This window comes from Sphingomonas longa, assembly GCF_016892685.1.
GTDB classification, from domain to species: Bacteria; Pseudomonadota; Alphaproteobacteria; order Sphingomonadales; family Sphingomonadaceae; genus Sphingomonas; species Sphingomonas longa.
This window is the reverse complement of sequence record NZ_JAFEMC010000003.1, coordinates 423,232-447,687: the sequence shown is the minus strand read 5'-3', so window position 1 is coordinate 447,687 and position 24,456 is coordinate 423,232. Positions and strand designations below refer to the sequence as shown.

Here is a 24,456-nt window from a genome sequence, read left to right as displayed (position 1 = left end):
GGGAAGAGAATGCTGATAAGAATAGAAAATGCCTATCTGGGCATACTGAGGATCGTTGTCCTCGTCGTGGCTTCAGTGGCGCTGGTTGTGGCCGCGATAGCGTTTATGATGTCCATTCCTCCTCTGGCTCGTCAGTTCGGGCTTGTTTCGCCACCCGTGCCTCACGGCGGCACGCTGGGCGACTACGTGGAACAGAAGAAAGCAACAGCGCCCGCCAACCCGACTGCTAGCGGCGATAGGGAGGATGCGGCTCAACCAAAGCGATCCACCAATCCCGACGTTCAGGCGGCGGCCAAACAGCTTCAGGCCTATACCAAGGGTGCGGGCGAGATGACCATTCCCAAGTGGGAAGTGGAAGTAGAACAATCCGGCGGCAACATCCCATATGAATTGGAACGCGCCTATTATGCCGACGTTAAGGGCCTGACTGATCAGCTAACTAAATCCACTGGCAAACGTTTGTCGCTGGCGCAGGTGCGTGAGCTAATAACATGGAACAATCGCCACTTCGTCGGCGATGCTACTGCCAAAGCTGAAGAGGCCGCCGCTCAAGGTCGCCGCGCCCTTTTCACCCTCTACGTCGCAAGCGCCGCATTTGTGTTGTTCATCCTCGTGGTCTTCACGTTCCTGTTCGTCAAAGTGGAACGCAGCCTGCGTGTCGTGCGCACCGTAAGACTGGAGGATCAAAATGCATAAGGTCCTTATCGTTCTATCAGGCATCATGCTGACTACCGCGTGCGGCGACACAATTGATCGCAGTGCGGCCGTCGACACGACGTTGCCGAACAGCGTGGCGGCTATCGACGAGGCAAGCATGACTGGCGACATGATGGTCACGGACATGAACGCGACTGACGGCTTCGACACGATGACCGACAACATGACCGCAGTAGACGCGGCGACATCGGGCTCAACGATCCCCGATCCACCGACGGCTGACTACCAAGGTTCGGACGAGACAATGATGTCGGGGGATGAACCCGATCAAACCACTGACGATCTGACTGATCCTCAAACCGTGGACACAAGCGGAGAGTGAGTTGAAGCTGGGCGACTGGGTCAACCGGTCGCCCAGACGCACCTGATCCGTGATCCCATTGCACGGGGGCCACCTTTTTCTGCGATATGGCCGTTCTCAGTAACACCCACCCAGTCAATTTCACTCCAGTGCGAGTTAAACTAGATAGCCTTGTCTGGCGATCCAAACTCACCGATGGTGGCGATTACACGGTCACGTATCCGCTTGCGCAAGTCTTCGGGGTTTTGCCACGTGATGTGGTTGTATTGGCGTGTGTCGAAGTGAACCAGCCCAATTTGGTCTGCTCGGACTGACCATACGACAGGCATGTTCAGTCCTTGCGCGAACCCAGCCTCATAGTACACGCCGCCTCGCGGGAGAGCGACTAACTCAGAATCTACCTGCAAAGTGCCGCACGTAAAGTCTGCCAGCAGGAAGCGTGATCGCCTGATCTCCGCGATTATCTCATCATCAATTTTATTGGCATGTTCTTTGCGATCGATGCGGAATGCTCGATATCCCGCATCCGCTAGACCCGGAGCGATACCGTCTTCGTATGCCGCATCCATTTCTGTGCCAAACCACATAGCAACAAACGCTTGATCATTGCTCGCACCTGCGAGATCAATTTGCTCGAGTTTAAGCAGGCCCTTCGACGTGAGATATAGCGCGCCCCCGTCGCGAAAAATCTGTCCGTCACTTTCGAGCGCGCCAATAAAGCCCTGGAGCTCTCGGTCAAGCGTTGCCTCGATCCAACGCATCATTGTTAGGTAAGAAGAAAGGTATTCCGGATCGGCAGTGCTATCGCCGTAAATGATAGGATGGCCGGGTCTATATCCACGCTCCTGAAGCATCAGGTAGAATCGTTCTACCTGCTTGCTATAGGGTATTGGTCTAGCGTCATAAGCGGATTCCAAGACGTGATTTCTAATTTCCGGGAATTTCTCGCCGGATCGGTTCTGGTCGTTAATCCAACTGGTAAGCCGTGCTTTACTAGTAGCGGGCCAATCTACCATATTCTCGTTGAAGTCTCGGCGGCACCGATACGTCCCTGATCGGTCACTAGATACTACCCAACCTCTCGCCGTTTGATAGACGATTGCTTGAGTTCCCCATATTGGATCGGCTTGATCTATTCTACCGACCACGTCGAGGTCTCGCTTCTCCCAATCGTCGAGGTCGATCATTTGACTGCCTTTGTGCTAAGTATGGGATGCGAACCAACGAAGAACTCTACGACGACCTGACGCAGCGAGCCCTTGATCTGCTAACGACCCACGAATTTGGGTCGAGCAGGAAGCGAACTGCCAAGCTGCGTGAAACCATCTACCTCATGGACGCCCATGCGGCCGGTCAGGACATTACCTTAGCAAAGCTGGCCTACAACCCCGACGAGCATCGCAGCGAGAACCCGATCGCCAGCTTGCGGCAACATCTAGGTGCAGCGATGCCGGATGCGATCAGCACGGCCATCGACGTGGGCAACGGCTATTACGTGTTGCCTAGGGCAAAGGGCTGGGTTGGCGGCGGCTTCACAGGCAATATCTTCCCTGACGACATCGGATATCGGGCGGGGCGGCTATGAAGCCCGGCACCAAGCGCATGAGCGCAGCCGAGAAACAGGCCAAGGGCACGTATCAAGCTTGCCGCGACAAGCCGCAGCACCTCATCATCGACTTCAGCGCGCCCGTTATGCCGGGTTATCTCACGCCTGAGGCTCAGAACGTTTGGCACGAGGAAATCGACCGCGTTGTTCAAGCGGGGATCGGCAGTCTCGATAGCAGCTTCTTCGCCGATTATTGCGCGCTCGCGGCACTGACCCGCGCAACATTCCGGCTGGGCCAGCTGCCTCAAGCCGCGCAGCTTACGGAATTGCGCAAGCGTGGCGAGATTTTGGGGATCGCGGGACCATCGAGCCGCGCACTCAGGGGAACAGCAAGTGGCCAGGAGCAGGGAGGCTTTGACGGCTTCCCTGACGCATAACCGTGCGGGTTGGTCAGGGCGAGTTCGCTCAGGTCGCGGTCAAATATGCCGGTGACGTGATTACCGGCACGATCCCCGCGTGCCTTCAGATCAAACAAGCCTGCGCACGCTTTATCCGCGACATCGACAGCGACGAGTGGGTCTACAACGCGGTCAAGGTGGACCGCGTTTGCCGGTTTATCCAGCTGCTACCGCATACCGAGGGCCAGCTTGCCGGTCAGCTGATCCGCTTGGAGCCGTGGCAGGTGTGGATGCTGGCGGCGATCTTCGGCATTCTGGGCCATGACGGGCTGCGAAAGCACAACGAAGTCCTCGCCCTGATCCCGCGTAAAAACGGCAAAAGCACCCTTGGTGCAGGTATCGGCCTATACATGCTGGTCGCGGACGGCGAACCCGGCGCTCAGGTCTACATTGGTGCGAACAGCGAGCGGCAAGCCAACTTCTGCTTTAAGCCCGCACGTCTCATGAGCCTCCGCGCTCGTGGCTTTGAAGCCCGCTTCGGCGTCACAGTTAGCGCAGGGTCGATCACGCGATCCGATGGATCGTTCTTGCAACGGATGATCGGTCGGCCCGGTGATGGATCCAATCCCCACTGCGCGATCCTCGATGAAGCGCATGAGAACAACACCAGCGACCAGTACGACACCATGAAGACCGGAATGGGCGCGCGGCGTCAGCCGCTGCTCGTAACGATCACGACGGCCGGTACGAACACCGCCGGTCCCTGCCGCGAGTTACAGCTTTACGCCGAACAGGTCCTCGCCGGGATAGCGGACAACCCTCGCCTGTTTGCGGCCATCTACACCATCGACAAGGGCGACGACTGGAAAGACATCGAGTGCTGGAAAAAAGCCAACCCTAACTTTGGCGTCAGCTTTGGCCTAGACAAGCTGGAAAACTACCTCAGTGACGCCATGGCCAGACCGGCTAAAAAGGTCGGCCTTTGTACCAAGCACCTGAACGTTTGGGAAAGCAGCGCCAGCGCGTGGGTCAACATGGCGCAGTGGGATGCTTGCGCGAACGCACCACCGTTCAATGAAGTTGTGGATCGCGGCTACAGAGCGTGGCTTGGCATCGACATCTCCACGAAGATCGACATCACGGCTGCCGTGCTGCTCGTGGAATTGCCAGACGGCAAGCAAGCCGCTTACCCATTTATGTGGCTGCCCCATGCGGCAACTCAGGCAAACAAGAACGCTGCCATGTACGCAGCTTGGGCCGATGACGAGCAAATCCACGCCAACGAAGGCGATGCCATTGATTACGCGCTGGTTCTGGAACAGCTACAAAAGCTGAGGTCGCAGTTTGCGATCCAAAGTATCGCTTATGACCCTTGGCAGGGCGCACAAATGGCGCAAAGCCTCAGTGACGGCATCGTGCCTGTCTACGAATACAAACAGACGTTCACGCAAATGGCGCTGCCCATGGTTGAAATGGAAGCCATGTTGGCCACCGGCAAGCTGTCACACCCTGACAATCCGGCGTTTAACTGGATGGCCAAGAACATTTGCGCCATGCTCCGCAGCGAGCAGATGCGTCCTGTTAAGCCACATGGTCAGGAACACCTAAAGATCGACGGCATGGTCGCGCTCCTAATGACGATTGGCTTGAGCGTCGTGGACGCACCAAAGCCCGCGCAGCTTTGGATCGACTGGCTGGACTAATTTTTCAGAGGCTTCCAAACGTTTGGATTGCCGCCTCGCGTGGCAGCCTGAGCCGCGACGATGTGGCCCTGACATACTGAAGCGTATGCTCATTTCGTCTTCCGCGCAGTGGATAGGCGTAAAAACGATTTCGGTGATAGAACGCGATGTGCTCAACGTAGTGGCGCACCTCGTCACGTAGCTGTAGTAGAGGAAATTGGTTGCGATCTATAGCATCCCATATCTTCAGTAAGTCATGCCCGTACTTCAGTCGTACGGCATCCGCCGTATGACCTTGCTTCCGAAGACAAGCCTTTAGATTGAGCTCCCACGCATGCGCAAACAAGGACCTAATTGGGTCTTCGAAACGCAGCTTGATTTCGCCCCCGACAAGTTCCTCCGCCGCATCCAAATAGGACGTACCAACTAAATGCCAGCCAAGCGGCGTTAGGGTTCGCTCGTCCACCGCATCACGAACATCTTTATCCAACGGTACACTCCACAGACCGAGGCAAATTATCATCTAGCGCACCACGAACGGCGCGAGAAGCTCCGTTTCGCTAAATATCCGATGGCGACATTTTTCGAGCGAGCGATTGATTGGATGGAGGACCGGAAGACCGGCTCCGTCACGGATAAAAAGTACGGACCTGATCCCGTCTATCCCGATGCCGCGACCCCTGATCAAATCCTCTTGGACATCAAAGCCAGCCTCGACAGCGCGGGCGAGACGGTCAACCGCGCCACTGCCTTGCAGGTATCGGCTGTTGCGGCATGCGCCCGCGTCATCAGTCAGGGCATGGCGCAGGTTAGCTGCCGAGTAATGCGCGAAGACGGCAAGGGGTCTTTGGTCGAGGCCAAGGACCACGCGCTTTACATGCTGCTCAACCGCAAGCCCAACGACTGGCAGACCAGCTTTGAATTCCGCGAGCAGATCGGCTTACACCTCGCCCTAAACAGCAACGCCTACGTGTTCAAAAACACCGTACGATCCAAGGTCGTGGAATTGTATGCGTTCCCGCCTGAGAACGTTGCTGTCAAACAAAATGATGACATGTCGCTGAGCTATCAGGTCACGACCAACGGTCGCATCATGAATGTTCCCGCCGCTGAAATGTGGCACATTCGCGGCCCCAGCCTAAACGGTATCTGTGGCGATCCAACGATTGAACGCGCACGCCGCACCGTTGGCTTGGCACTGGCCACTGAAAAGTATGGCGCAAAGCTGTTCGAGAACGGCGCACGCCCCGGCGGTATCATTACCTCCAAGTCAGATGCGACACCGCTGACTACGGAGCAACGCATCCAACTCAAGAATATGTGGGCCGAGCAGCACCAAGGCACCGCAAACGCGCACAAGACACTGATGCTGCCTTACAATCTGGAATTTACCGAAGTCAGCAGCACTGCCAACGATGCGCAGTGGATCGAGAGCCGCCGCTTCTTGATTGAAGAGGTTTGCCGCTTCTTTGGCGTCCAGCCCATTATGGTCATGCAAACCGGAGCGACCAGCTACGCCAGCGTTGAGCAGATGTTCCTATCGCACCTCGTCCACACGTTGATGCCTTGGTACGAACGTTTTGAGCAAAGCGCAGATGCCAACCTGCTCACCGAACGCGAGATCAAAGACGGCTACTGCGTCAAGCTAAACGGCAACGCGCTTCTACGCGGCAGCACCGCCGAGCGCACTGCCTATTACACGCAGATGGTCACCCTCGGTGTGATGACGGTCAACGAGGTCCGTGTTCGCGAGGACATGACAATGAGCGATGATCCTGAGGCAAACAAACTCAGGGCAGCCGCAAACCTGTTTGGCTACGAGCCAACCACCACCCCTGAGCCTACCCCCAATCAAAACGAGGTATCCAAGTGAGCCGTATCATTGAACAAATGGCGGTAAGCCGCCTCGACTGCAAATTTGAAGAGGTCAACGACAACGACGGTAAGATGTCGTTTTCAGGCTATGGTGCCGTGTTTGGCAACGTTGATAGCTATGGCGATGTCATTGCCCCCGGTGCGTTCGCTAAGAGCCTAGCCACTCACTACAGCGAGGGCAGCCAGCCCTTGATGTTCCTCAACCACGATGCCTTTGGCAGTCTGCCAATCGGTCGCTGGACTGAGATGTCCGAGGACGGTCACGGTCTAAAGGTCCATGGCGAGTTGCTGGACACGCAGATGGGCAAGGACACCTACACTGCGCTCAAGGCCGGTGCGATCAACGGCTTGTCGATTGGCTTCCGCCCGATTGAGTTCGCTACGCGCAGCAAGCCCGACGAGCCACGCCGCACGCTAAAGGCCATCGATCTGATCGAGGTTTCGGTGGTAACCATCCCAGCCAATCAAAAGGCTCGCGTTCAAGCCGTTAAATCGTTTGGCGAGCAGATGACTGTCAGGGATTTGGAAATGCTGCTCAAGGAGTGCGGTCTCAGCCGTGGTGAGAGCACAGCGGTGGCTGCTCAATTTGAAAGCAAATTGGAACTGGAAGAAGCCAAGGCGCTTAACGATAACATCGAAAGCCTGATTGCTAAGTTCAGAGCCGCCTAATTGGCGGCTCTGACTAAATAGCAGGCAAGCAAGATGAGGCAGAGGGATTCTGTTGATCGCGGTTGCGTTTTCAACCACGATGAAGGAGCCCCTAATGGCCGACATCAACGACATCAATGCAAACGTTGGCAAGCTCGCCAGCGCATTCGAAGAACTAAAGAGCACTAACGATCAGCGTCTTGCTCAGCTTGAAAGCAAGGGCAGCGCGGACGTTCTGACCACCGAGAAGCTAGAGCGCATCAACAGCGAGATGTCTGCTCTTCAGAGCGCGGTATCGGACATCGCTAAAAAGTCCAACCGCATCGGCGCAAGCGACGTTTCGGTCCAGGACGACGAGTACAAGTCGGCGTTCGATAAGTGGGCACGTAAGGGCGACCGCTTTCAGGACGAACTAGAAGCCAAGGCGCTTGTCACCAACGACACCACTGGCGGCTTCCTTGTTCCAAAGACCGTTGAAGCTGGCATCCGCGACGATCTGCGCACTCTCAGCCCAATCCGCGCTGAAGCGACCGTCATCAGCACGTCCAACGACCGCTACACCTTCCTCAAGAACAATCACGGTCTGACCACTGGTTGGGTTGGTGAAACCGATCCGCGTCCTGAGACTGCAACTCCAACGTTGATGGAAATCACCCTGCCCGGTGGCGAAATTTACGCTAACCCAGCAGTTTCCCAGCGCGCCTTGGACGACAGCCAGTTCAACCTCGAAGCATGGCTTCAGAACGAGATCACCAACGAAATGGCGATTGCTGAGAGCAAGGCTTTCGTCAACGGTGACGGCGTCAACAAGCCCAAGGGCTTTGCCGTTGAGCCGGGTCTCACGACTGTTAAGACCGGGTTCGCAGCTACTATGCCAGTTGGCACCGACTACCTGTTCAACATGATCTACTCGATGCCAGCCGCTTACCGCGCTGGTGCCAAGTTCTACAGCAACGGCGCGGTTTCAGCTTCGCTGCGCACTGCCAAGGACGGTCAGGGTAACTACATCTGGCAGCCTTCGTTGGTCCTCGGTCAACCAGCAAGCATTGCTGGCTTCGCACACGTTGAACTTGAGGACATGGACGCTATCGCAGCTGGCAAGGTGCCCCTGGCGTTTGCGAACATGAAGCAGGGCTATACGGTCGCAGATCGCATTGGCGTTCGCACTATCCGCGATCCATACACCCACAAGCCATTCGTCCACTTCTACGCTACCAAGCGCGTAAGTGGCATGGTCACTGACGCCAAGGCGTTCGTTGTGCTGAAGGTCCAGGCCTGAATTACACTGCTGGGAGGGAAACAGAGAAGCGGGGTCGAAAGACCCCGCTTCTCTCGTGTTTGATCAGTATGTTCCACCATCGACATCGCGAACATGCGCTCGAAGTTCGTTAGCCATTGCCTTCAAGTCGAGAGGGCGCCCATCCTCACTCCTAAACTCCATCTTTGCTCCCGGTTTGTCCATCACCGTTTCCTCGCCCCGCTGCTGACGGATGACGCGGTCCATTTCCGTTGCGGCCAGCCACATCGTGTCATGAAGGGCGTCCAGATCGTCTGCGATCTCATTCAGAGGTCGGCTCATGCGCTATTCTCCAATGTTCGTGCTGCTCCCCAGCGGCAATAAACGCGTGCGGCCGCCGAAAGACCCCGCTTCTTTGCCGTTCTGCATAAGTAATGATGTATGCCAAACATCATTACATCCGCCGAAGTCAAAGCATGGTGCCGCATCGACGATGATGCCGATGATGCCGTGTTGGACCTCTTGATCGAGACGGCTCAGGAGCAAGCCGCTGCCTACACGAACACCGTTCTGGACGCAGCCACTTGCCCAAGTGGCATCAAGCAAGCCGTAGCTGTCTTTGTTGCTGACCTGTACGCCAATCGCGAGGGTCAGATGGTTGGAACGCAAACGTTCTACCGCCTTCTCAACCAGCACCGGTTAACGGTCCTTTGATCCCCGCTGGCTCACTCAATCGGCGCATCCGCATCTTTGCTCCTGAGGCAGTGAGCAGCGCAACCGGCATGGAAACCGTTGAATGGGTTCTGCTGGCGTCGGCGTTCGCTGCGCAAAAGGGCCTAACTTACAAAGACGCCACGCGCATGGCGGGTCTGGATGTGACCGCTGAAGCCAAGTTCGTCATCCGTTACCGCCAAGGCATCGACGCGACCATGCAAGTGGAGTGCGAGGGCAAGCGATACAGCATTATCAGCGTGGAAGAGCAGGGCAACCGCGAGGGCTTGGAGCTGCTCGTCAGGGCCGTGTAATGGTCAACCGCAGCAACTTCAGCATGGAAGGCTTCAGCGACTTGGAAAAGGTCTTAAAGGACCTTGGACCGCCGTTTGCCAAAAAGGCCGGGTCAGAGGGACTGCGCAAAGCCACCAACGAACTTAAGAAAGACGTTCAGGCTGGTGCGCCAACGGGCACGGCTCGGACCAAACGCACTTGGCGCAACAAAGACGGCACCAAAGGCAGCGCCGATTATGGGCGTTTGAAGCAAAACATTAAGACCCGCAAGCGCCGCTCCAAGAAGCAAAACACAATCGTGTACGTGGTCACCACAGGTGACGCATTCTGGGGTCGCTTTAGCGAGTTTGGCACCGAAAAGGAGCCAGCACGCCCTTGGTTTAAGCCAGCGGTTGACCGCTCCGTTAGCCGGATCGTCAAAGCCCTCAAAGACGAACTCCATAAGGCCGTTGAAAAGCAGGTCAGAAAGGCTCGCGGATGATCGAAGCCACAATTACGGGATTGCTCAAGCAGATTTGCCCGCAGACGTACCCAACGACTGCCCCAGCGGGCCGTGTAGCGCCCTTTATCGTCTACACGCGCGTCAGCACGCCCAGACTGCGCGATTTCGACGGATTGACCGGCATGGCGATGCCAACGTTCCGTGTTGATGCTTACGCGGCCAACTTTGACGCGGCGCGTGGCATGGCCAACGCAATCAGAACCAAGCTGGACGGCTACACAGACACCGAAGTTCAAGAGATTGCGGTGGTCAACGAGCAGGACCTAAGCGACCTCACAACCGAGGCTTATTTGTCCCGCGTACAGTTGGAATTCAAAGTAACGCACTCTGAGTAGGTCTGAATAAATAACGGCGGCCCCGTTGTTGGGCTTGCCCAATAATAAGGAGAGCCAAAAATGGCCACAGGAATTACTACTGCTAAGACCAAGTTCGAGTGGAAGGTCGGCACCGGAGCCGCTGTAAAGATCGGTGGCGTTGTCAGCTTCAGCGGACTTGGCGGCGGATCGTCGGCAGTCATCGACACCACGGATTTTGATAGCACTGCCAAGGAAAAGGCCATGGGCCTTCCCGATGAAGGTCAGGTCAGCCTCAGCATGATCCTGATCCCGGGTGACGCTGGACAGACTGCGCTCGGCGCGGCTCGTAGCGCCCAGACCAAGGGAACGCTGATCATCACCCTGTCGGACAAGACCATTTACACTCAAGATGCGTTCGTTTTGACCTTTGAACGCAACGGCGAACAGGACGACGTTGCCAAGGCTTCCTGCAACTTGGAAATTACGGGCGCTATCGTCCAGAGCAAGGGCGTCTAATACATGTCCAAGCTACTGAGCCGATCTGCGTTGCTTTCGGTTAAGCTGCCGTACCGCGATGTCACTGTTCCAGAGTTGGGACAGGATGTCGCGGTTCGCGTTCAGCAAATGAGCGTCAACACCCGTGCTGCTTACCTTGAGCGCATCCGCGTCAATCAAGCTGACAGGCTGGCCTACGAAGAGGATCAGCTTCTACCTGTTGAGGATCGCCAGAACGGTGCCCAGCCAGCGGACCTAGATGTCGGCCTTTTGGCTCTGGTCCACAGCCTTGTGGACGAGGACGGCAAGCCAATGTTCGCGGAAGCCGACATGTCGCTGTTCAACGAATGGCCGCACAATGCCGTGACGCGCATCTACGAACAGGTTCTGGACATCAACTATTACAACCAGTCCCCGATTGCCGCCAAAGAAGCCGAAAAAAAAGGCTGAGGGCTGACCCGCTAAGACGGTTCCAATTCCGCTTGGCAATGGGCTTGGGCAAAACATTGGTCGAGATTGACCACATCAGCCCCGAAGAACTCACGGGATGGCAGGCCTTCTACGAGTTGGAACCTTGGGGCTGCTTGGTCGAGGATCACCGCACCGAGTTGGGCTTGAACCTGCTCTACGGCATCAACAGCAATCCGGGTCAAAAGATACCGCGCTTTATCGACCGCGATCCAGAAGCAAACAAACCAGCAGAGCAAACGCCTGAGGAGTTGGAAGACGACATCCGCGGCTTCTTCTCTGGCAAGACGATCATGGCAGAAGATGCCGTTGCCGTTGAGGAAGCAGTACCAGAACCAACGCCAAAGAAGTCAAAGGCTCGCAAGTCAAAGGACCGCCAAACAGGGCCAGAGCGCACCTCCAGCTAAGTAGAGTGTAACTCTGGCGCTGGAGGCGCAATGGCCCAAAATATAGCATCCCTTGAAGCAACAATGTCGCTCAACAGCGCCGCCTTTGTAAGCGGCCTTGAGCGAGCAACCAAGGCGACTAATCGCGCATCTAGCGCAATCGAAATGGGCATGGGCCGCGCTGGTCAGGCGGTCAAAGGATTTGCGGCGGTCTTTGCTGCCGACAAGGCAATCGACGGCGCACGGCGCTATCTGGAAGTCGCAGACGCATCCAAAAAGATGGATGCCCAAATGAAGCTGTCCACGGCAACGTTTGGCAATCAGGGCGTCGCTATGCGGGACGTAAGCCGCATTGCCAAAGAAACGCGAAGCAGCATGAGCAGCATCAGCGACCTGTATGCCAAGTTCATGCCCACATCCAAGGAATTGGGCCGCAGCCAGCTTGATAACGCCCGCGCAGTCGAGACGTTTAGCAAGGCCATGAAGGTTGGTGGTGCCGACACTCAGGCTCAAATGTCTGCCACGCTACAGATGGGCCAAGCACTGTCTGGCACGAACGTTCAGTGGGAAGAGCTGGGCGCTATCATGGACGCCAGCCCGCGTCTCACCCGCCTCTTTACCGAGAGCCTTGGTGTTACGCGCGGCGAACTCAAGAAGATGGCCGAAGACGGCAAGCTGACGAGCAAGATGCTCTACGACGCACTGACGAACACAAAAATGACCGCCGCTATTGATGCGGAGTTCCGCGAACTGCCCAAGACAGCCGCTGAAGCCTTTACCCTGATCGAAAACGGCATGCTGGAAATGGTTGGCGCGTTCGACCGTGGCGCTGGCATCAGCGATGCTATCGTAGGCGCTCTCGGCGAAGGCGAAGACGCCATGGGATCGCTGAGCCAATCCGCTGAAGATGCAGGTATTGAAATCCGCGCACAGTTTGCGGGTCTACATGATGCTTTCGCGCCCATGGGCGAGGGCGCAGCTAACGTCTTCAACGCAATCCGCATCGACGCCGCGAACACGCAGGAGTCGATTGGTAACATCCTGCGTTTGATCGACAAGGCCCACAACGCCTACGCTGCCATGGATAATATTGGCACCGACATTGAGAATGGCGTCAAGCGCGTCGCCAACCGCATGATCGACCGGGCCGGTGGTGGCCAGCACTTCCAAGAGGCACCGCGCATCGCGGATTGGAACATGGGCGACAACTATGATCGCGGCTATCAGCGGTCGCGACTGGCTGCTCAGCGCAAGCGCGTGGTTCGGGGCATCCAGCAAAACGGCGGTGACAAATATCGGGGCTTTACCGGCTCTGGAATGACCGACGCTCAGGTCATCGCGATCAGCCGTCAGGTCATTGCCGACCACAACGCCGGTCGGAACGTTGTTCACGGCACAGGACGCAGCACCGTGAAGCCCCCGGCAGCAAAAGGCGGCGGTAAGGGCAAGGGCGATGGTTCGGCTTCGCACGCAGCTGACAAAGCGCAGCGCGAGGCAGAGCGTGCCGCTGAGACGCAGCGCCGCAACACAGAGGCTTACCAAGCTGACCTGAACCGCAGCAACCGCGAGGAACTGGACACACGGGCCGATCTCGCAAGTGTGGGTGCAGAACGCTTCCAGTTTGAGCGTCAGCTGCTCGATCAGGACCGGAAGACCCGCCTCGATCAGATCGACAAGGACGGACCTCAGGGCAGCATGCGTTACACGGCTGCTCAGGTCACAGAACTCAAGGCGATTGAGGACAGGATCACCGCTAATCGTGGTCAGGTCATCACGCTCAAGGAGCAGGAGTTCCAGCAGCAGGAGGCGCTAAAGCTGGCCAGTGCCAGCCTCGCAAACGCGGAGGAAATGGCGCAGCTGGACAGCAACATGGCGCGCACGGCCAAGGATCGCCGCGCTAGCGAGTACCGATTGCTCGATCTGCGCATGCAGCAAGAAAAGCTGGCTCTGGACGCGATCATCGCAAGCCGTGACGCAACGGAAGCTGAAAAGGAGATTGCGCGTCGTCGCCTCGCCTTGTTCCCTGCTCTTGCTACGCAGGGGCGCCGCAACGTCGATCAGCAGACCATGGGGCCGATGGGAACGTTCCTCGATCAAATCCCTCGCACGGCCGAGGAAATCAACGAGGCGCTTCAGGGCGTAGAGGTCGAGGGCCTTCAGTCCCTACAGAACGGGCTGGTCGATGCCGTTAAAGGCGTGGGCAATCTGGGCGATGCCTTTGGCAACATGGCCGATGCCGTGATCGACGGACTGTTGCGCATTGCGCTCCAACAGATGCTCATCAAACCTTTGGGCAACCTCTTGTTTGGCGGCGGATCAGGCAGTGGCGGCAGCGGACTTATGGGATCGTTGATCGGCAGTATTGGCGGCTTGTTTGGCGGCAAGACTGGCAAGGCCAACGGAGGCATGGGCAACAGGGGCCGTTACCTAGTTGGTGAGCGAGGACCTGAGGTTCTGGATATTGGCAGCCCGTTTGCCATGACACCAAACCACAAGCTGGATGGCGTTCGCGGAAGTGGTGGTACGAGCGTCAACGTTACCTTTGGCGCAATTACCAGCAACGACCCAGCGGCAGTCAAGCAGATGGCCATGCAGGCAATTATGGAAGCTGCGCCAATAATCACCCAGAACGCCAAGAACTACACCATTGCTGAGCTTCAGCGTCCGCGAATGTAAGCCCTGAGGGTCAAACCGATAAGTAAGGGACACTTACTTGAGGTTTGCCCTTGGCTACGTATCCAATCAACTACAGCGTTCCCAACGCACCAGCGAGTGAGATGCTACGCATTTCGCTTCAGCAAGCCGCAATGGAAAGCCCCCACACGTTTGCTCAACAGGTCGTCAGCAATGCCGACCACTGGACGTTGGAATTTACGTGGCCGCGCATGAGCCATGGCGATGCTGAGATCACACAGGCATGGATTGACAGCCTACGCGGTCAGCTTGGCACCTTCTTGTACCAGCCTCGCCTAGCGTATGGTTCTGACCTCACCGGCCGAACATTGGCCCTGCCCGCATACAGCTATGGATCGCTGGTCACGATGGGCGGATGGGCAGCTAACGCGGCTTCCTCGCTTTACTTGGGCCAGTATTGCCAGATCGGCACGCGGCTTCACCGCGTTGTCTCGGCACCAGCGAACGCAAACACCAGCGGCCAGTGTACCGTTGAACTAGCACCTCAAATCCGCTCGCTTCAGCCAGCAGGTACGCCAATTAACTTCCAAACTCCCAAGGGAACGTTCCGGTTGGTTAGCGGTGACAGCGTTGCCTACACTCTGGATGTTGATCGCCAGCCCAGCTTTCCAAGCATTCAGGCAAAGGAGGCTCTGTAATGCGTTATGGCATGAACGCAGAGGTCCTAGCCGCTCTAGCAGCCGCTGGCATAACAACCGCTATTATGGCCCGCTTGGATTTCAAGAGCGAAACGATCTGCATTTGGACCGGCCAGGAACGACTGACAGTGACGGGCAGCGCAGACAGCCAAATCAACAACATGGTCTTTGACCCGCTGGTACATGGCGTTGTCCTCGACATCGGGGAAAACAACATGAGCATGTCGGGCAGCGACGTGCTGAGAATAACCCTTGGCATCCCCAGCGATCCCAGCGAAGCCATTCAGGCTGCTATCGTTTATCCTGACGAGTACCAGTCCCGCCCCGCAACGTTGTGGCGCGCAATCATGATCGCCAGCGCAGTACCGGGCGCACCAGCAACATGGGCGTTCAAGCGCATCCGCACAGGTCGCATGGACACGCTGGAAATCAGCAACGACGGGTCGGTACAGCGGTTCATTCTCGGTATCGAGGGGCACGCCGGTCTTATCAGTCCAGCAACAGGCCAGACTTACCAAAACCAAAAGCAGCTAGACCCCACGGATACTGCCATGGATTACGCAGTCTCGGTTGCCAACGGTTCGCCTGTTCCAACAAAGCCCGGTAGTGCTGGTGGTTGGGCTGGACTAGCGGAACAGCTTCAGGCTCAGAAAAACATCAACTTCAGCTTCAAGTAAGGCACACGACCTACTGACTCTTACCTCGCATCACCGCGAAATAAAGAAGTTCGTTCTTCAACGGCCGAGCGAAGGATAGTGAAAGCGTCTCGTCCGCTTTCCCGCTTCCCCTATGTTGACCCCAGTATCCTCTTGGAAAGCCGTTCTTCCCGATACCGGGCGTCACGACTGCTACATGCCCGTTGGTAGTTTTGTATTTTGGCTCGCGATACTTGTTTATCATGTCGCTCGTCGCGCCGGCGATGACAAACGCGCCCGCGTCCGCGTACTCCATAGCGCGGTACGCTGCACCTTCACCAGCTGGGATCGCGAGAAAGGGCGAGTCCCCCAGCGGCAGCCAATTTGCGATCCACATTCCGATGATGTCCGCTGGAAAGCGTTCCTTTCCAGAGTCGTACAGGTTCGCACTCGGCATAAACACACGCAACTCAGATGCGACTGCGTTCACGAATCCGCTACAATTACCTATGTGTGCAGCGAAATGCTTCTCACAAGCTTGCTTAGGCTCAACTATTAACGAGTACCCCATTCGATCCTCCCCCAAGGTTCGACTCGGCTTGTAATACGCTTGCCCGTACGGTGGCAAGCGTCACGCGGCGTGATAGGCCGCTTTCCGATAAGTATGGGATGAATGCTCCATCCCCTATTATGCGCGCGCCCGATTGGGAAGATCGGCTCGCAACTTACCTAGACCGCGTAGCTGAAGAGCCCTTTGCTTGGGGCAGCAACGATTGTGCGTTGTTTGCGTCAGGCGGCATCCGCGCAATGACGGGCGTTGATCCCGGCGCGGACTTCCGTGGTGCCTATGACACGCGCCAAGGTTCAGCTGAAGCACTCCGAACATTCGGCGAAGGCACGCTGCTGAAGACCACCACGGCGTGGCTCGGCAACTCCAAACACGTCAGCCAGGCCAAGCGCGGCGATGTCGTGATGAAGGACCGGCACACGCTCGGCATCTGCGTGGGGCTTCACTCCCTCTTCGTTGGTGAGGAACACGGGCACCACGGCACCGTCTACGTCCCTACAGCTGATTGCACGCGGGCTTTCACGATCCCCTTCGACGCTCCCTCTGACGGGGAGGATCGCTAATGTCGAAGGTCCTCAAAGTCGTCGCCATTGTCGCGATCGCGGTAGCAGTCGTCGTCTTCGCACCAGCAATCGGCGCGGCACTGGCCAGCGTAGCTGGCAGCCTTGGTGTCACGATCACGGGCGCAGCTATCGCCAGCGCCTTTACGACCATGGCCATTACAGCGGCCCTGACCGCTGGAGCGAGCCTGTTCCGCAAAGCGCCGTCCATGAGCAACAGCATGGCGGATCGTCTCAGGGCGAGTGTCAATCCAACTGCGCCACGCAAGATCGTCTTTGGACTGACTGCCGCTGGTGCAGACGTTCCGTTCGTAGAAACCTACGGCAAGAAAAAGGACCGCAGCGCCCAGATCATTGTTCTCGCTTCCCACAAGATCAATCGTGTCGTTGGCTACTATGTTGAAAACGACCTGACTTGGAGCGGGTCGCTGATCCGCCATGCTGATGGCATCGAAAACATGCGCTTTGTCACTCAGGGCGCAAACAACGGCTTCAGCTACGGAACCGGAAATTATTGGAAGCCAACAGCCAAGTTCACTGGCTGCGCCTACATGGCACTCACGTGGAAGCTGAGCAATGATGCTTGGCCCGGTGGACTGCCCAGCGAAACCCGCACCATCGTTGAAGGCTGTCCGGTCTACGATCCGCGCCTAGATAGCTCAACGGGCGGGTCTGGCCCGCATCGCATTGACGATCAAAGCACATGGACTTGGAAAAACGGCAGTGTGGAGATTGGACGCAATCCTGCACTCTGCTTGCTGACTTACCTCACGGGCTACAAAATCGCTGGCCAGACCGTCTGGGGAATGGGCATCCCTGCCTCGTCCATCGACCTCGATAACTTCCGCTATTACGCCAATGTTTGCGAAGAGCGCGTTGCCCTGTTGGGTGGTGGAACGGTTCAACGTTACCACTGCGATGCAATCTATTCGACCGCCGACGCTCACGAAACCGTCATTGGCGGCATCACGGCCGCCATGGGTTCTACCAAACTCGTGGACGTCGGTGGTGCTTACACACTCGTGGGCGGTGTCGATGATACTGCTGGTCCCAAGGTATCGCTAACTGCGGACGACCTAGTTGGACCGCCCGGTGGTGCCAGTCCCTACGTCTGGAATCCAGCACCAGCGGCACGTGACCGCTTTAACATTATCCGGGGTCGCTTTGCTGATCCCGACAACCTCTATCAGCTAAGCGATTGGGGCGACCCGATCATCCAGCCGCCATTGGCCGATGGTGTGCCTCGCACCATGAACCTCGACCTCGGCGCAGTCAGTCGGCCTGAAACCTGTCAGCGCATCGCCAAGCAGTTTCTGCTCCGCGAATACCTGACCCCCGGCAAATTCAGCGCAACGTTTAGCCCAAAGGCATTTGCGGCCAATGTTGGTAGCCTCGTCACCCTGACGATCCCAAAGGAGGGCTGGAACGCCAAGCTGTTCCGTGTGGAGTCTCAGGCAGAAACGCACGACATGTGGTTTCAGATGACGCTCCGCGAGGAAAGCGCAGCCGTCTACGCATGGGACAGGGAAGAAAAGCCACTACCACCTAGCATCCGTCCTGAAGGCTACGATCCAGCGGACACTCTGGCACCAGAGAACTTCCGCCTGACCAGCCATAGCTATGCCGGTGCCAACAACTACGATGTCTCGGAGGTCCATGTAGCTTGGACGCCTGAGGACAGCGGACGTGTTCAGGGCATACAAATTCAGAGCCGTGCCGTGGGCGTGGATAGCTGGACCAACCAAGCCACGCTATTCGATGCAAACGTTGGCACCTACACGTTTACCTCGAACGCTCCGGGCGTCACGCTTGAGGTCCGCGCACGCTTCCGCATGACGACCGCTGTTTACGGCAGCTGGGTCACTGCCAATGTTGCTACGGCTGCCGTGGTTGTACGACCTGATTGGGACAACGTTCTCGATCCATCGGGAACACGTCCAGACGCCAATGCAGACGTGACGGGCGATCACACGTCCAAGGATACTGCCGCTGTTGGCGGTGTGCCGTCTGGTACGCTCCTCAACAACGTCAACGCTGCGCTGGCAAACCAGCGTGACCCTCAGGGCAACCTCATCCTCATCAGCGATGTAAAGGCCGCTGTTGATGCCGCGAATGGCCGGATTGATACGGCGAACGGGCAGATCACAACGGCCAACGGCCAGATCGTAATCGCGAAGAACCGGGCTGATGCCGCTTACGCAGTTGGGTCGACGGCTCAGCAGAATGTCGATAGCTTGGGAACGTCGGTGAACACGCGCTTTCAGGGCGTCAACGACAACGCGGCTTCGCTGTCTACGCGCATCACGGCGGTATCGGATGCCAACGGCGCTTTAGCGGTTCGCACTTCCAATCTGGAAACGGATAGCGGAAGCGCAAAGACCCGGATCACGGCTGTTGAAACAGCGGTGACGGATGGCCGGTTCGCAACCGCGCAACGGGCAGCCATTATCGAAACCTCGCTTAGCGGCGCATTGGGCCGGATCAGCAACGTAGAAACCGCGACAACGGACGGCAGGTTCGCAACCGCTACGCGCGCAGGTAACATCGAAACATCCCTGAACGGGGCGCTGGGCCGCATTGGCGCTGTAGAGACAGCTACAACCGATGGCCGGTTTGCTACCACTCAGCGCCTCAACACCGTGGAAGCTACGGCGAATGGCTTCTCAGGCCGGATCAGCAGCGTGGAGACTGCGACGACCGATGGCCGCTTTGCTTCTGCGGGAACCCTGAACCAGCTGCGCAGCGAGTACAATGGGACCGCTGCTACCGTCACAACTCAAGCTGGTACGCTGACGGGACTACAAAGTAAGACTGCCGCATATTGGTCGGTTCAAGCTGATGCTGGCAATGGCCGTGCGCAGTTGACGGTCTATTCGGATGCCTACGGAAGTGCGGGTGTGGACATCGTTGGCGATGTTAGGATCACTGGCAGCAATGGTGGCGGTCGCACCATCGTCAGTCGCCTTGGCATGGAGGTCTATGACGCCAACAACATCCGCCGCGTCCAACTCGGTATCTTCTAACTCTCCATAAATACCCGGACGGCTCGATCCAATGAGCCACGGGAGGAAAATGGAGTGGCTACAGGACTGCGCATCTGGGACGATCAAGGCAGGGAAACGTTGTCCGTAACGGACGATGTTGGCCGCATCCTTGGCAGCTTTGCGGTTTCGGCTGGCTCCAGCGGCAGCACGATCGTTGCTGGCTTCTCAGGCTACATCCCGTTCGCCCTGACAGTGGCCAGCGACTACGGGACAAGGCCAGAAGTTGCGATCAGCGGCACAACCCTGAGTTGGTCCTATAGGCCAAATTCCATCTACTCGACGGCTGTACCGGCTACCATCTTCTACGGTGTCTACTGATGGCTTCCTTTGAAGTGCGCAATGTCGCGGGACGCCTGCAATTCAGCGTCGATCAACCGCCACTTTCGCTGCTCCAAAAGATCACCCTCACCCTGAATGCCGGTACGCCAAACCGCATCGGTGGCGGAAGCGGTAGCACGGCTATTTCGCATTACGGGACCAGTGTCACGATCCCAGCGGCCACGCAGATCATGGCGACCTATTGTACGATGACGCACAAGGTCAATTATCGCTATGGAAATACGGCCTACATCGCACACGCCTACAACGGCAACGTGGCGCTAGAACTTTTCTGCTTTGGCTTTGGCGTGCCCACGTCAAATAGCGGCGGCTTCGAAATGCGTGACGCGAGCAACCAAGTTATCTTCAACGCCAACACCCGTGTGCTGAAGCCGGTGGCGTTCGTCACCTATGCCAATCCTGACGGCAACAACGGCAACGGATCATTGCTCAGCAGCTACACAGGGCCAAGTGGGCGCAAGCTGGCCTTTGTAATGCAGAACGAAGGCTCCTACCTCGAACGAAACTATGACTACAATCCACAGGCCAATTCAGAGGCCCCGCAATACATCGTCCAGACGGAGATGTTTGCTTCGGCGATGAACAATTTCAACAACTCCATCAACTTTGATAGCTTTCTCATGAACCGGCTAAAGGCGCTTCCTGCTGACTCCGACGAAAGCGGTCCACCGCAAGTCAACGCACGTGGCAGCGGCCTCGTCATAGATGTCACAAATTACTAAGTACGAGTGACATGTTTATCCTTTCTCCAAAGACGATGCCAAACGGCTCAGCGGGCGTTGCCCATTACATCGAACAACTGACCGTCACGGCTGGCGGCGCAGTCGCGACCATTACCAGTAAGCTAGAAGCTGATGGTCAGGTCTGCTGGCAAGAGCGCGTTGATATTCCCTATGAGGCCCTGACCACTGATCCAATGGCCGCTGGCGTGGCTTACTTGACTGCTCAGGGCGGCTATCTCGCGGGTGGCGAGTTGGTCAGTGATCCAACGGCACTTGAACTCGTCCGGGCCGATATGCTGGCCCGCATTGCCCGTGAACGTGACGCGCTGTTGATTGGCGGCTGCGCTACACCATCGGGAGTGATCGACACTGACATGGTAAGCCGGAGCAATATTACTGGCACGGTCGCCATGGCCATGCTTGCCAAGTCCTCAGGTGCGCCGTTCTCCACGCTTTGGCGGATGCGCGACAATAGCAGCGTTGCGCTCGATGCAGATGCGATGATCGCCGTGGGCGTGACAGTGGGAATGTTTGTGGCGTCCGTTTACGCGACCTCGTTCCAGTTCAAGGATGCCGTCCGGTCAGCCGAGGACCTAGACGCTCTTGCGGCTATCGACCTCTCCTGGCCGCAGTTAGCGGCCTCTGAGGCTGAGGGCGAAGCCGAGTAGCCCCGAGGGGCTTAGACCCTGTACGGCGCTCTGAGGCGGCCCTCGGTCTAAATACGAGCATGAAGCTGCCCGACCTCAACATCCGTAATCGCGCTATCGCGGTCCTCGCTTATCTAGGTGATGCTGCGCATCGGCGGTTTGTGGCCGTCATGGTCGCGTATGCGTTCACGCATTTCGTGGGCAAGGAGATTGCCAGCGACGACATCGTTCTCGGACTGGAATTGTTCGTGGCGGGTCTGGGAGGCATGTGGTCTAGCCGCACGCCGCAGCTGGATGCTCCTGACGATCAGGCTGGCGCGTAATGGCCAAGCAGCACAACAAAGTTGCAGAGCATCACGAGCCTTCCAATCCCGGCACCACAACGGTGACCGCTGGAACGCCGATCATCACCAGAACCGAGACTACCATCCCGATCAGCCAGCCCGTTAATCCCATGATGACGCTGGAAAACTGGATGCCGTTGCTGGGCCTAATCATGGCCGTTGCAACTATCGTAGGCTTGTTCACCAAGCACATCACCAGCAAGTTCGCTGAATTTGAAAAGGCACACAAGCCGATCCACGACACGCTTGAGCGTGACATCCGCCAGCTCGAACACAAGCTGTCGAATGAGAAGCAGAAGATCGAAATCCTAGACAACAACCGGCAAAAGGACGTGGAGCGCATCGTCAAGCTAGAGACGCAGCTTCACAGCATCGAAAAGGGGCAGGAGCGCATTGAACACGCGCTTGAGAAAATGACCAGCGATCTAGGTGGCCGTATTGACCAGTGGGCCGAACAGTTTGCTACCAGCTTGCGCGAGGTCAGGAACGTGACGGCGCGCCCCAACGGCTGAACGCAAGCCGATTGCAGATACAGAAAAGCCGCTGGTTACCCGACGCAACCAGCGGCTTCTTATCACCCGTGAAGGTGAAGCCTGTTAGGCGAAGCTGACCTTCGTGCTGACGCGACGACGACGCATAGCGCCACCGACTACGCCCATGCCGCCGATCATCATTGCCCACGTGGCCGGCTCAGGAACCGCACCAGACGAGATCAGTTCGACACCACCGCCGCCGCCGCCGTACGGAGATAGCGTGACGGCTGCGGTCAGGACGTAGTTGCCAGATGTGAGAACATAGGAGCCATGGCTGAACGACGAGGACGAAAATGCGATATCGTAATCGACGGCGCTCGATCCGTCATTCACAGGTGTTGAAGTAAGGCCCTTGCTGAGGCCATTCAGGAACACTTCAAACTGATCGCCGCTCAAAAATGCATCCGTGATCTTCAGGGTAGCATTGCCAACAACGGTGAACTCGAAGCTCGGGCTGATCTGCGATCCGACATCGCCGAACGACATATATTGCCAGCCGCTATCTTGAACCAGAGTTACAGCAGAAGCCGGAGCGGCAAGCGCGGACGCAAAAAGCAGGCTTGCGGCCACAGCCGAAAGACGGGTCTTCATCATGATTTCTCCCCCCAGCCACCCCACGGGCCGGTGCGCAATTCTTTCTACGAGATTAACGAGATTCGCAATCCCGTTTTACTACGGCTGCGGCCCAATTTGGGGCAGTGCGCAAATTGAGCCGCGCGCAGAAGCGTCGTGGCTCTTCACGGTGCGGCCGGGATCAACGCTCATTGAAACTCCCGACCACCTAGACCAGGACTCGATGAACTGCCAAAGGTAGCTGAATGGCAAACGCAATCCACTTTAAGAATGATCGGGAAGGTCTCGCATTGCGCGGTCAGACGCAGATCGCCGGCAAACCGAACGGATACCGCTCATGTTGCTGGCTCCTTACTGAAGCTGACCAGAAAGCCCTGATCGGTGGGTGGCTGTACCTTCACCCAAGCAAAAGCCAAGGCGCCACGCATGGAGGCCGCATCATCGGGTTCGAGCCAGCTATTCGCGAAACATCCGCAATTCAGGACGGTGTGGCGATCCTATACATTGCCGACGTCGCTGCCCGAGGCGTGAAGTGGCGAGGCGCAAGCCACGGCATGGCTTACACGAGTGGGATCGTCACGGCAGGTTTATCCCACGAAGCCGACTAGCCATCGAAGCAGCGGCTTCGCTCATCAGGCTACTCAACCAAATCGCAGCTTGAACGACAATGCCGTTCCGCGATCCGCGAACGCAACTTTGGTCGTGTACTCATAACGAAAGCCGTTGCGCCAGTTCACCGAACGGGTCCTAGCCTGCTCGTGCCCCATTACGATGCCAACTTCATCATCGAAAAAGCCTTGCGCTGCCGCCTCATTCGCCCTGAACGACTGGACCTCTAGAACGTAGGGGTAATCCCCATGCTGCTGGATCATGCCGCACCTCCTTCATAGGACAGCTTGAAGAGAACCGCGTCACGCCTGTCTGCAAACTCCAAGTGGAACAGCCTGCGTCCGCGACGACCGCCGCTCCGTTCTGCGCCGTAGGTGTAAGCTGCGCTGGCGACCTCAGGCCGACCGGGAAAAATGCGCTCTAGGTCGCGTCCCACGCTGACCGCTAGGGCTATCATGTCCTCGTTGTTCATTGTCTCGCTTGCGAGGAAGATGTAAATGTTATCGTTCATGTTGTGATGCTCCGAATAATAGAAAGACCCGGAGGGAGCATCACCTACCTCCGGGTCCACGAAATCCCCCGAAGGGAACACTGAAACTGGTTATGAAGCTAGTGTGATGCGCTGGCTCCGATCTACAAATCTATTTATCACCGCAGGGTAGTTGCGGAGTTTGTGGTCGGGAACAACGCTCATTGAATTTCCCGACCACAATCTTACTATGCTGTCTTGCCGCATCATCTGTCTATATTAAATCTGAGGAAACAGCGGCGGAAGTGTATTGCGGATCAGGATCGCATCCAGCCAAGTTGCCTGAGGATCGCTGAGCGTAAAGCGCCGCCCTCTTGCATTGGCGAGGAGGCCGCTGATGAACGCTGGTTCGTTGGGGTGGAGTATACCGCCGTTGAGTAGGCTTTCTACGCGGTCGAAAACCTGTTCATGATCCTCAAGAGGAACGGTCCAGTACGCCTTGTTGTTTCGGAATGTGCGGTACAT

At 57.1% G+C, this 24,456-nt stretch carries 34 protein-coding genes; 26 read left to right on the top strand and 8 right to left on the bottom strand.

The annotated features are described in order from the left end of the window. Window positions 1-9: 9 nt before the first annotated feature. Window positions 10-696 (top strand): hypothetical protein, encoded by a 687-nt coding sequence (locus ILT43_RS12170; RefSeq protein ID WP_204199229.1) that lies wholly within the window; start codon window positions 10-12, stop codon window positions 694-696. Next, the gene (locus tag ILT43_RS12165; RefSeq protein WP_204199228.1) at window positions 689-1,039 is read left to right on the top strand and encodes a hypothetical protein; all 351 of its coding nucleotides are present in this window, start codon (window positions 689-691) and stop codon (window positions 1,037-1,039) included. Before ILT43_RS12170 ends, ILT43_RS12165 begins: the two co-directional genes overlap by 8 nt. Before the next feature lie 140 nt (window positions 1,040-1,179). Here ILT43_RS12165 and ILT43_RS12160 read toward each other — a convergent pair whose 3' ends face one another. Then, complete coding sequence (locus ILT43_RS12160) at window positions 1,180-2,205, bottom strand: hypothetical protein (RefSeq protein WP_204199227.1); 1,026 nt, start codon at window positions 2,203-2,205, stop codon at window positions 1,180-1,182. Between the two features lie 26 nt (window positions 2,206-2,231). On the opposite strand from ILT43_RS12160, the gene ILT43_RS12155 reads away from it, so the two are divergent. Genes ILT43_RS12155 through ILT43_RS12145 form a run of 3 tightly spaced genes read left to right on the top strand, consistent with a single transcriptional unit; the run spans window position 2,232 to window position 4,665 of the window. Further along, complete coding sequence (locus tag ILT43_RS12155; protein WP_204199226.1) at window positions 2,232-2,603, top strand: hypothetical protein; 372 nt, start codon at window positions 2,232-2,234, stop codon at window positions 2,601-2,603. Next, window positions 2,600-3,001, top strand: coding sequence for a hypothetical protein (locus tag ILT43_RS12150; protein ID WP_204199225.1), 402 nt, complete (start codon window positions 2,600-2,602; stop codon window positions 2,999-3,001). Before ILT43_RS12155 ends, ILT43_RS12150 begins: the two co-directional genes overlap by 4 nt. Before the next feature lie 2 nt (window positions 3,002-3,003). Continuing rightward, a complete protein-coding gene (locus ILT43_RS12145) occupies window positions 3,004-4,665 on the top strand; it encodes a terminase TerL endonuclease subunit (RefSeq protein ID WP_204199224.1) in 1,662 nt (553 codons plus the stop codon). Window positions 4,666-4,669: 4 nt separating this feature from the next. Here the strand turns inward: ILT43_RS12145 and ILT43_RS12140 are convergent, their stop codons facing one another. Continuing rightward, window positions 4,670-5,134: a hypothetical protein gene (locus ILT43_RS12140; RefSeq protein ID WP_204199223.1), complete on the bottom strand. Its 465-nt coding sequence runs from the start codon at window positions 5,132-5,134 to the stop codon at window positions 4,670-4,672. An 81-nt stretch (window positions 5,135-5,215) separates the two neighbouring features. On the opposite strand from ILT43_RS12140, the gene ILT43_RS12135 reads away from it, so the two are divergent. From ILT43_RS12135 to ILT43_RS12125, 3 genes are all read left to right on the top strand, one after another. Continuing rightward, the gene (locus ILT43_RS12135) at window positions 5,216-6,517 is read left to right on the top strand and encodes a phage portal protein (protein WP_204199222.1); all 1,302 of its coding nucleotides are present in this window, start codon (window positions 5,216-5,218) and stop codon (window positions 6,515-6,517) included. Continuing rightward, window positions 6,514-7,188: an HK97 family phage prohead protease gene (locus ILT43_RS12130; RefSeq protein ID WP_204199221.1), complete on the top strand. Its 675-nt coding sequence runs from the start codon at window positions 6,514-6,516 to the stop codon at window positions 7,186-7,188. The genes ILT43_RS12135 and ILT43_RS12130 overlap by 4 nt, the downstream gene beginning before the upstream one ends. Window positions 7,189-7,282: 94 nt before the next feature. Further along, window positions 7,283-8,446, top strand: coding sequence for a phage major capsid protein (locus ILT43_RS12125; RefSeq protein ID WP_204199220.1), 1,164 nt, complete (start codon window positions 7,283-7,285; stop codon window positions 8,444-8,446). Window positions 8,447-8,509: 63 nt separating this feature from the next. Here the strand turns inward: ILT43_RS12125 and ILT43_RS12120 are convergent, their stop codons facing one another. Beyond that, the gene (locus ILT43_RS12120) at window positions 8,510-8,746 is read right to left on the bottom strand and encodes a hypothetical protein (RefSeq protein WP_204199219.1); all 237 of its coding nucleotides are present in this window, start codon (window positions 8,744-8,746) and stop codon (window positions 8,510-8,512) included. A gap of 99 nt (window positions 8,747-8,845) precedes the next feature. On the opposite strand from ILT43_RS12120, the gene ILT43_RS19895 reads away from it, so the two are divergent. The 10 genes from ILT43_RS19895 to ILT43_RS12070 all read left to right on the top strand — a co-directional run bounded on the left by ILT43_RS19895 (window position 8,846) and on the right by ILT43_RS12070 (window position 15,565). Next, window positions 8,846-9,118 carry a head-tail connector protein gene (locus tag ILT43_RS19895; protein WP_204199218.1) on the top strand — a complete coding sequence of 91 codons (273 nt, stop codon included), beginning with the start codon at window positions 8,846-8,848 and terminating at the stop codon, window positions 9,116-9,118. Beyond that, window positions 9,115-9,429: a phage head closure protein gene (locus ILT43_RS12110; protein ID WP_275431442.1), complete on the top strand. Its 315-nt coding sequence runs from the start codon at window positions 9,115-9,117 to the stop codon at window positions 9,427-9,429. The genes ILT43_RS19895 and ILT43_RS12110 overlap by 4 nt, the downstream gene beginning before the upstream one ends. Continuing rightward, on the top strand, window positions 9,429-9,890 hold the full coding sequence (locus tag ILT43_RS12105) for an HK97-gp10 family putative phage morphogenesis protein (protein ID WP_204199216.1): 462 nt from the start codon (window positions 9,429-9,431) through the stop codon (window positions 9,888-9,890). The genes ILT43_RS12110 and ILT43_RS12105 overlap by 1 nt, the downstream gene beginning before the upstream one ends. Continuing rightward, window positions 9,887-10,246 carry a tail completion protein gp17 gene (gene gp17 / locus ILT43_RS12100; protein WP_204199215.1) on the top strand — a complete coding sequence of 120 codons (360 nt, stop codon included), beginning with the start codon at window positions 9,887-9,889 and terminating at the stop codon, window positions 10,244-10,246. Before ILT43_RS12105 ends, gp17 begins: the two co-directional genes overlap by 4 nt. Before the next feature lie 60 nt (window positions 10,247-10,306). Continuing rightward, complete coding sequence (locus ILT43_RS12095) at window positions 10,307-10,723, top strand: phage tail tube protein (RefSeq protein ID WP_204199214.1); 417 nt, start codon at window positions 10,307-10,309, stop codon at window positions 10,721-10,723. Window positions 10,724-10,726: 3 nt separating this feature from the next. After that, window positions 10,727-11,152: a hypothetical protein gene (locus ILT43_RS12090; protein ID WP_204199213.1), complete on the top strand. Its 426-nt coding sequence runs from the start codon at window positions 10,727-10,729 to the stop codon at window positions 11,150-11,152. A gap of 38 nt (window positions 11,153-11,190) precedes the next feature. Further along, on the top strand, window positions 11,191-11,577 hold the full coding sequence (locus tag ILT43_RS12085; protein WP_204199212.1) for a phage tail assembly protein T: 387 nt from the start codon (window positions 11,191-11,193) through the stop codon (window positions 11,575-11,577). Between the two features lie 63 nt (window positions 11,578-11,640). Further along, window positions 11,641-14,232, top strand: a complete 2,592-nt coding sequence (locus ILT43_RS12080) for a tape measure protein (RefSeq protein WP_204199211.1) — start codon at window positions 11,641-11,643, stop codon at window positions 14,230-14,232. Window positions 14,233-14,333: 101 nt separating this feature from the next. Continuing rightward, the gene (locus tag ILT43_RS12075; RefSeq protein ID WP_204199210.1) at window positions 14,334-14,888 is read left to right on the top strand and encodes a hypothetical protein; all 555 of its coding nucleotides are present in this window, start codon (window positions 14,334-14,336) and stop codon (window positions 14,886-14,888) included. Next, a complete protein-coding gene (locus ILT43_RS12070) occupies window positions 14,888-15,565 on the top strand; it encodes a hypothetical protein (protein ID WP_204199209.1) in 678 nt (225 codons plus the stop codon). Before ILT43_RS12075 ends, ILT43_RS12070 begins: the two co-directional genes overlap by 1 nt. A 10-nt stretch (window positions 15,566-15,575) precedes the next feature. Here the strand turns inward: ILT43_RS12070 and ILT43_RS12065 are convergent, their stop codons facing one another. Then, window positions 15,576-16,013, bottom strand: a complete 438-nt coding sequence (locus tag ILT43_RS12065; RefSeq protein WP_204199208.1) for a hypothetical protein — start codon at window positions 16,011-16,013, stop codon at window positions 15,576-15,578. A 200-nt stretch (window positions 16,014-16,213) separates the two neighbouring features. On the opposite strand from ILT43_RS12065, the gene ILT43_RS12060 reads away from it, so the two are divergent. Genes ILT43_RS12060 through ILT43_RS12030 form a run of 7 tightly spaced genes read left to right on the top strand, consistent with a single transcriptional unit; the run spans window position 16,214 to window position 22,259 of the window. Then, the gene (locus ILT43_RS12060; RefSeq protein WP_204199207.1) at window positions 16,214-16,654 is read left to right on the top strand and encodes a DUF6950 family protein; all 441 of its coding nucleotides are present in this window, start codon (window positions 16,214-16,216) and stop codon (window positions 16,652-16,654) included. Beyond that, window positions 16,654-19,674 carry a phage tail protein gene (locus tag ILT43_RS12055; protein WP_204199206.1) on the top strand — a complete coding sequence of 1,007 codons (3,021 nt, stop codon included), beginning with the start codon at window positions 16,654-16,656 and terminating at the stop codon, window positions 19,672-19,674. The genes ILT43_RS12060 and ILT43_RS12055 overlap by 1 nt, the downstream gene beginning before the upstream one ends. Before the next feature lie 54 nt (window positions 19,675-19,728). Then, window positions 19,729-20,013: a hypothetical protein gene (locus ILT43_RS12050; RefSeq protein ID WP_204199205.1), complete on the top strand. Its 285-nt coding sequence runs from the start codon at window positions 19,729-19,731 to the stop codon at window positions 20,011-20,013. Next, a complete protein-coding gene (locus ILT43_RS12045) occupies window positions 20,013-20,756 on the top strand; it encodes a hypothetical protein (RefSeq protein WP_204199204.1) in 744 nt (247 codons plus the stop codon). The genes ILT43_RS12050 and ILT43_RS12045 overlap by 1 nt, the downstream gene beginning before the upstream one ends. Before the next feature lie 11 nt (window positions 20,757-20,767). Next, window positions 20,768-21,424 carry a DUF4376 domain-containing protein gene (locus ILT43_RS12040; protein WP_204199203.1) on the top strand — a complete coding sequence of 219 codons (657 nt, stop codon included), beginning with the start codon at window positions 20,768-20,770 and terminating at the stop codon, window positions 21,422-21,424. Window positions 21,425-21,483: 59 nt separating this feature from the next. After that, window positions 21,484-21,726 carry a hypothetical protein gene (locus ILT43_RS12035; RefSeq protein WP_204199202.1) on the top strand — a complete coding sequence of 81 codons (243 nt, stop codon included), beginning with the start codon at window positions 21,484-21,486 and terminating at the stop codon, window positions 21,724-21,726. Next, the gene (locus ILT43_RS12030; protein WP_204199201.1) at window positions 21,726-22,259 is read left to right on the top strand and encodes a hypothetical protein; all 534 of its coding nucleotides are present in this window, start codon (window positions 21,726-21,728) and stop codon (window positions 22,257-22,259) included. Before ILT43_RS12035 ends, ILT43_RS12030 begins: the two co-directional genes overlap by 1 nt. Window positions 22,260-22,343: 84 nt before the next feature. Here the strand turns inward: ILT43_RS12030 and ILT43_RS12025 are convergent, their stop codons facing one another. Further along, window positions 22,344-22,874 carry an FxDxF family PEP-CTERM protein gene (locus ILT43_RS12025; protein WP_204199200.1) on the bottom strand — a complete coding sequence of 177 codons (531 nt, stop codon included), beginning with the start codon at window positions 22,872-22,874 and terminating at the stop codon, window positions 22,344-22,346. Between the two features lie 224 nt (window positions 22,875-23,098). Here ILT43_RS12025 and ILT43_RS12020 point away from each other — a divergent pair, with 224 nt between their 5' ends. Further along, window positions 23,099-23,461 (top strand): hypothetical protein, encoded by a 363-nt coding sequence (locus tag ILT43_RS12020; protein ID WP_204199199.1) that lies wholly within the window; start codon window positions 23,099-23,101, stop codon window positions 23,459-23,461. Between the two features lie 33 nt (window positions 23,462-23,494). Here ILT43_RS12020 and ILT43_RS12015 read toward each other — a convergent pair whose 3' ends face one another. From ILT43_RS12015 to ILT43_RS12005, 3 genes are all read right to left on the bottom strand, one after another. Beyond that, a complete protein-coding gene (locus ILT43_RS12015) occupies window positions 23,495-23,725 on the bottom strand; it encodes a hypothetical protein (protein ID WP_204199198.1) in 231 nt (76 codons plus the stop codon). Further along, window positions 23,722-23,973: a hypothetical protein gene (locus tag ILT43_RS12010; RefSeq protein WP_204199197.1), complete on the bottom strand. Its 252-nt coding sequence runs from the start codon at window positions 23,971-23,973 to the stop codon at window positions 23,722-23,724. The genes ILT43_RS12015 and ILT43_RS12010 overlap by 4 nt, the downstream gene beginning before the upstream one ends. A 237-nt stretch (window positions 23,974-24,210) precedes the next feature. Then, window positions 24,211-24,456, bottom strand: coding sequence for a hypothetical protein (locus tag ILT43_RS12005; RefSeq protein ID WP_204199196.1), 246 nt, complete (start codon window positions 24,454-24,456; stop codon window positions 24,211-24,213).

Bases quoted from the DNA above. Each gene is read 5' to 3' on its own strand.
- ILT43_RS12170 (WP_204199229.1), top strand. From the start codon at position 10: ATGCTGATAAGAATAGAAAATGCCTATCTGGGCATACTGAGGATCGTT.
- ILT43_RS12165 (WP_204199228.1), top strand. From the start codon at position 689: ATGCATAAGGTCCTTATCGTTCTATCAGGCATCATGCTGACTACCGCG.
- ILT43_RS12160 (WP_204199227.1), bottom strand. From the start codon at position 2,205: ATGATCGACCTCGACGATTGGGAGAAGCGAGACCTCGACGTGGTCGGT.
- ILT43_RS12155 (WP_204199226.1), top strand. From the start codon at position 2,232: ATGCGAACCAACGAAGAACTCTACGACGACCTGACGCAGCGAGCCCTT.
- ILT43_RS12150 (WP_204199225.1), top strand. From the start codon at position 2,600: ATGAAGCCCGGCACCAAGCGCATGAGCGCAGCCGAGAAACAGGCCAAG.
- ILT43_RS12135 (WP_204199222.1), top strand. From the start codon at position 5,216: ATGGCGACATTTTTCGAGCGAGCGATTGATTGGATGGAGGACCGGAAG.
- ILT43_RS12125 (WP_204199220.1), top strand. From the start codon at position 7,283: ATGGCCGACATCAACGACATCAATGCAAACGTTGGCAAGCTCGCCAGC.
- ILT43_RS12120 (WP_204199219.1), bottom strand. From the start codon at position 8,746: ATGAGCCGACCTCTGAATGAGATCGCAGACGATCTGGACGCCCTTCAT.
- ILT43_RS19895 (WP_204199218.1), top strand. From the start codon at position 8,846: ATGCCAAACATCATTACATCCGCCGAAGTCAAAGCATGGTGCCGCATC.
- ILT43_RS12105 (WP_204199216.1), top strand. From the start codon at position 9,429: ATGGTCAACCGCAGCAACTTCAGCATGGAAGGCTTCAGCGACTTGGAA.
- gp17 (WP_204199215.1), top strand. From the start codon at position 9,887: ATGATCGAAGCCACAATTACGGGATTGCTCAAGCAGATTTGCCCGCAG.
- ILT43_RS12095 (WP_204199214.1), top strand. From the start codon at position 10,307: ATGGCCACAGGAATTACTACTGCTAAGACCAAGTTCGAGTGGAAGGTC.
- ILT43_RS12090 (WP_204199213.1), top strand. From the start codon at position 10,727: ATGTCCAAGCTACTGAGCCGATCTGCGTTGCTTTCGGTTAAGCTGCCG.
- ILT43_RS12085 (WP_204199212.1), top strand. From the start codon at position 11,191: ATGGGCTTGGGCAAAACATTGGTCGAGATTGACCACATCAGCCCCGAA.
- ILT43_RS12080 (WP_204199211.1), top strand. From the start codon at position 11,641: ATGTCGCTCAACAGCGCCGCCTTTGTAAGCGGCCTTGAGCGAGCAACC.
- ILT43_RS12075 (WP_204199210.1), top strand. From the start codon at position 14,334: ATGCTACGCATTTCGCTTCAGCAAGCCGCAATGGAAAGCCCCCACACG.
- ILT43_RS12070 (WP_204199209.1), top strand. From the start codon at position 14,888: ATGCGTTATGGCATGAACGCAGAGGTCCTAGCCGCTCTAGCAGCCGCT.
- ILT43_RS12060 (WP_204199207.1), top strand. From the start codon at position 16,214: ATGCGCGCGCCCGATTGGGAAGATCGGCTCGCAACTTACCTAGACCGC.
- ILT43_RS12055 (WP_204199206.1), top strand. From the start codon at position 16,654: ATGTCGAAGGTCCTCAAAGTCGTCGCCATTGTCGCGATCGCGGTAGCA.
- ILT43_RS12045 (WP_204199204.1), top strand. From the start codon at position 20,013: ATGGCTTCCTTTGAAGTGCGCAATGTCGCGGGACGCCTGCAATTCAGC.
- ILT43_RS12040 (WP_204199203.1), top strand. From the start codon at position 20,768: ATGTTTATCCTTTCTCCAAAGACGATGCCAAACGGCTCAGCGGGCGTT.
- ILT43_RS12035 (WP_204199202.1), top strand. From the start codon at position 21,484: ATGAAGCTGCCCGACCTCAACATCCGTAATCGCGCTATCGCGGTCCTC.
- ILT43_RS12030 (WP_204199201.1), top strand. From the start codon at position 21,726: ATGGCCAAGCAGCACAACAAAGTTGCAGAGCATCACGAGCCTTCCAAT.
- ILT43_RS12025 (WP_204199200.1), bottom strand. From the start codon at position 22,874: ATGATGAAGACCCGTCTTTCGGCTGTGGCCGCAAGCCTGCTTTTTGCG.
- ILT43_RS12020 (WP_204199199.1), top strand. From the start codon at position 23,099: ATGGCAAACGCAATCCACTTTAAGAATGATCGGGAAGGTCTCGCATTG.
- ILT43_RS12015 (WP_204199198.1), bottom strand. From the start codon at position 23,725: ATGATCCAGCAGCATGGGGATTACCCCTACGTTCTAGAGGTCCAGTCG.
- ILT43_RS12010 (WP_204199197.1), bottom strand. From the start codon at position 23,973: ATGAACGATAACATTTACATCTTCCTCGCAAGCGAGACAATGAACAAC.
- ILT43_RS12005 (WP_204199196.1), bottom strand. From the start codon at position 24,456: ATGTACCGCACATTCCGAAACAACAAGGCGTACTGGACCGTTCCTCTT.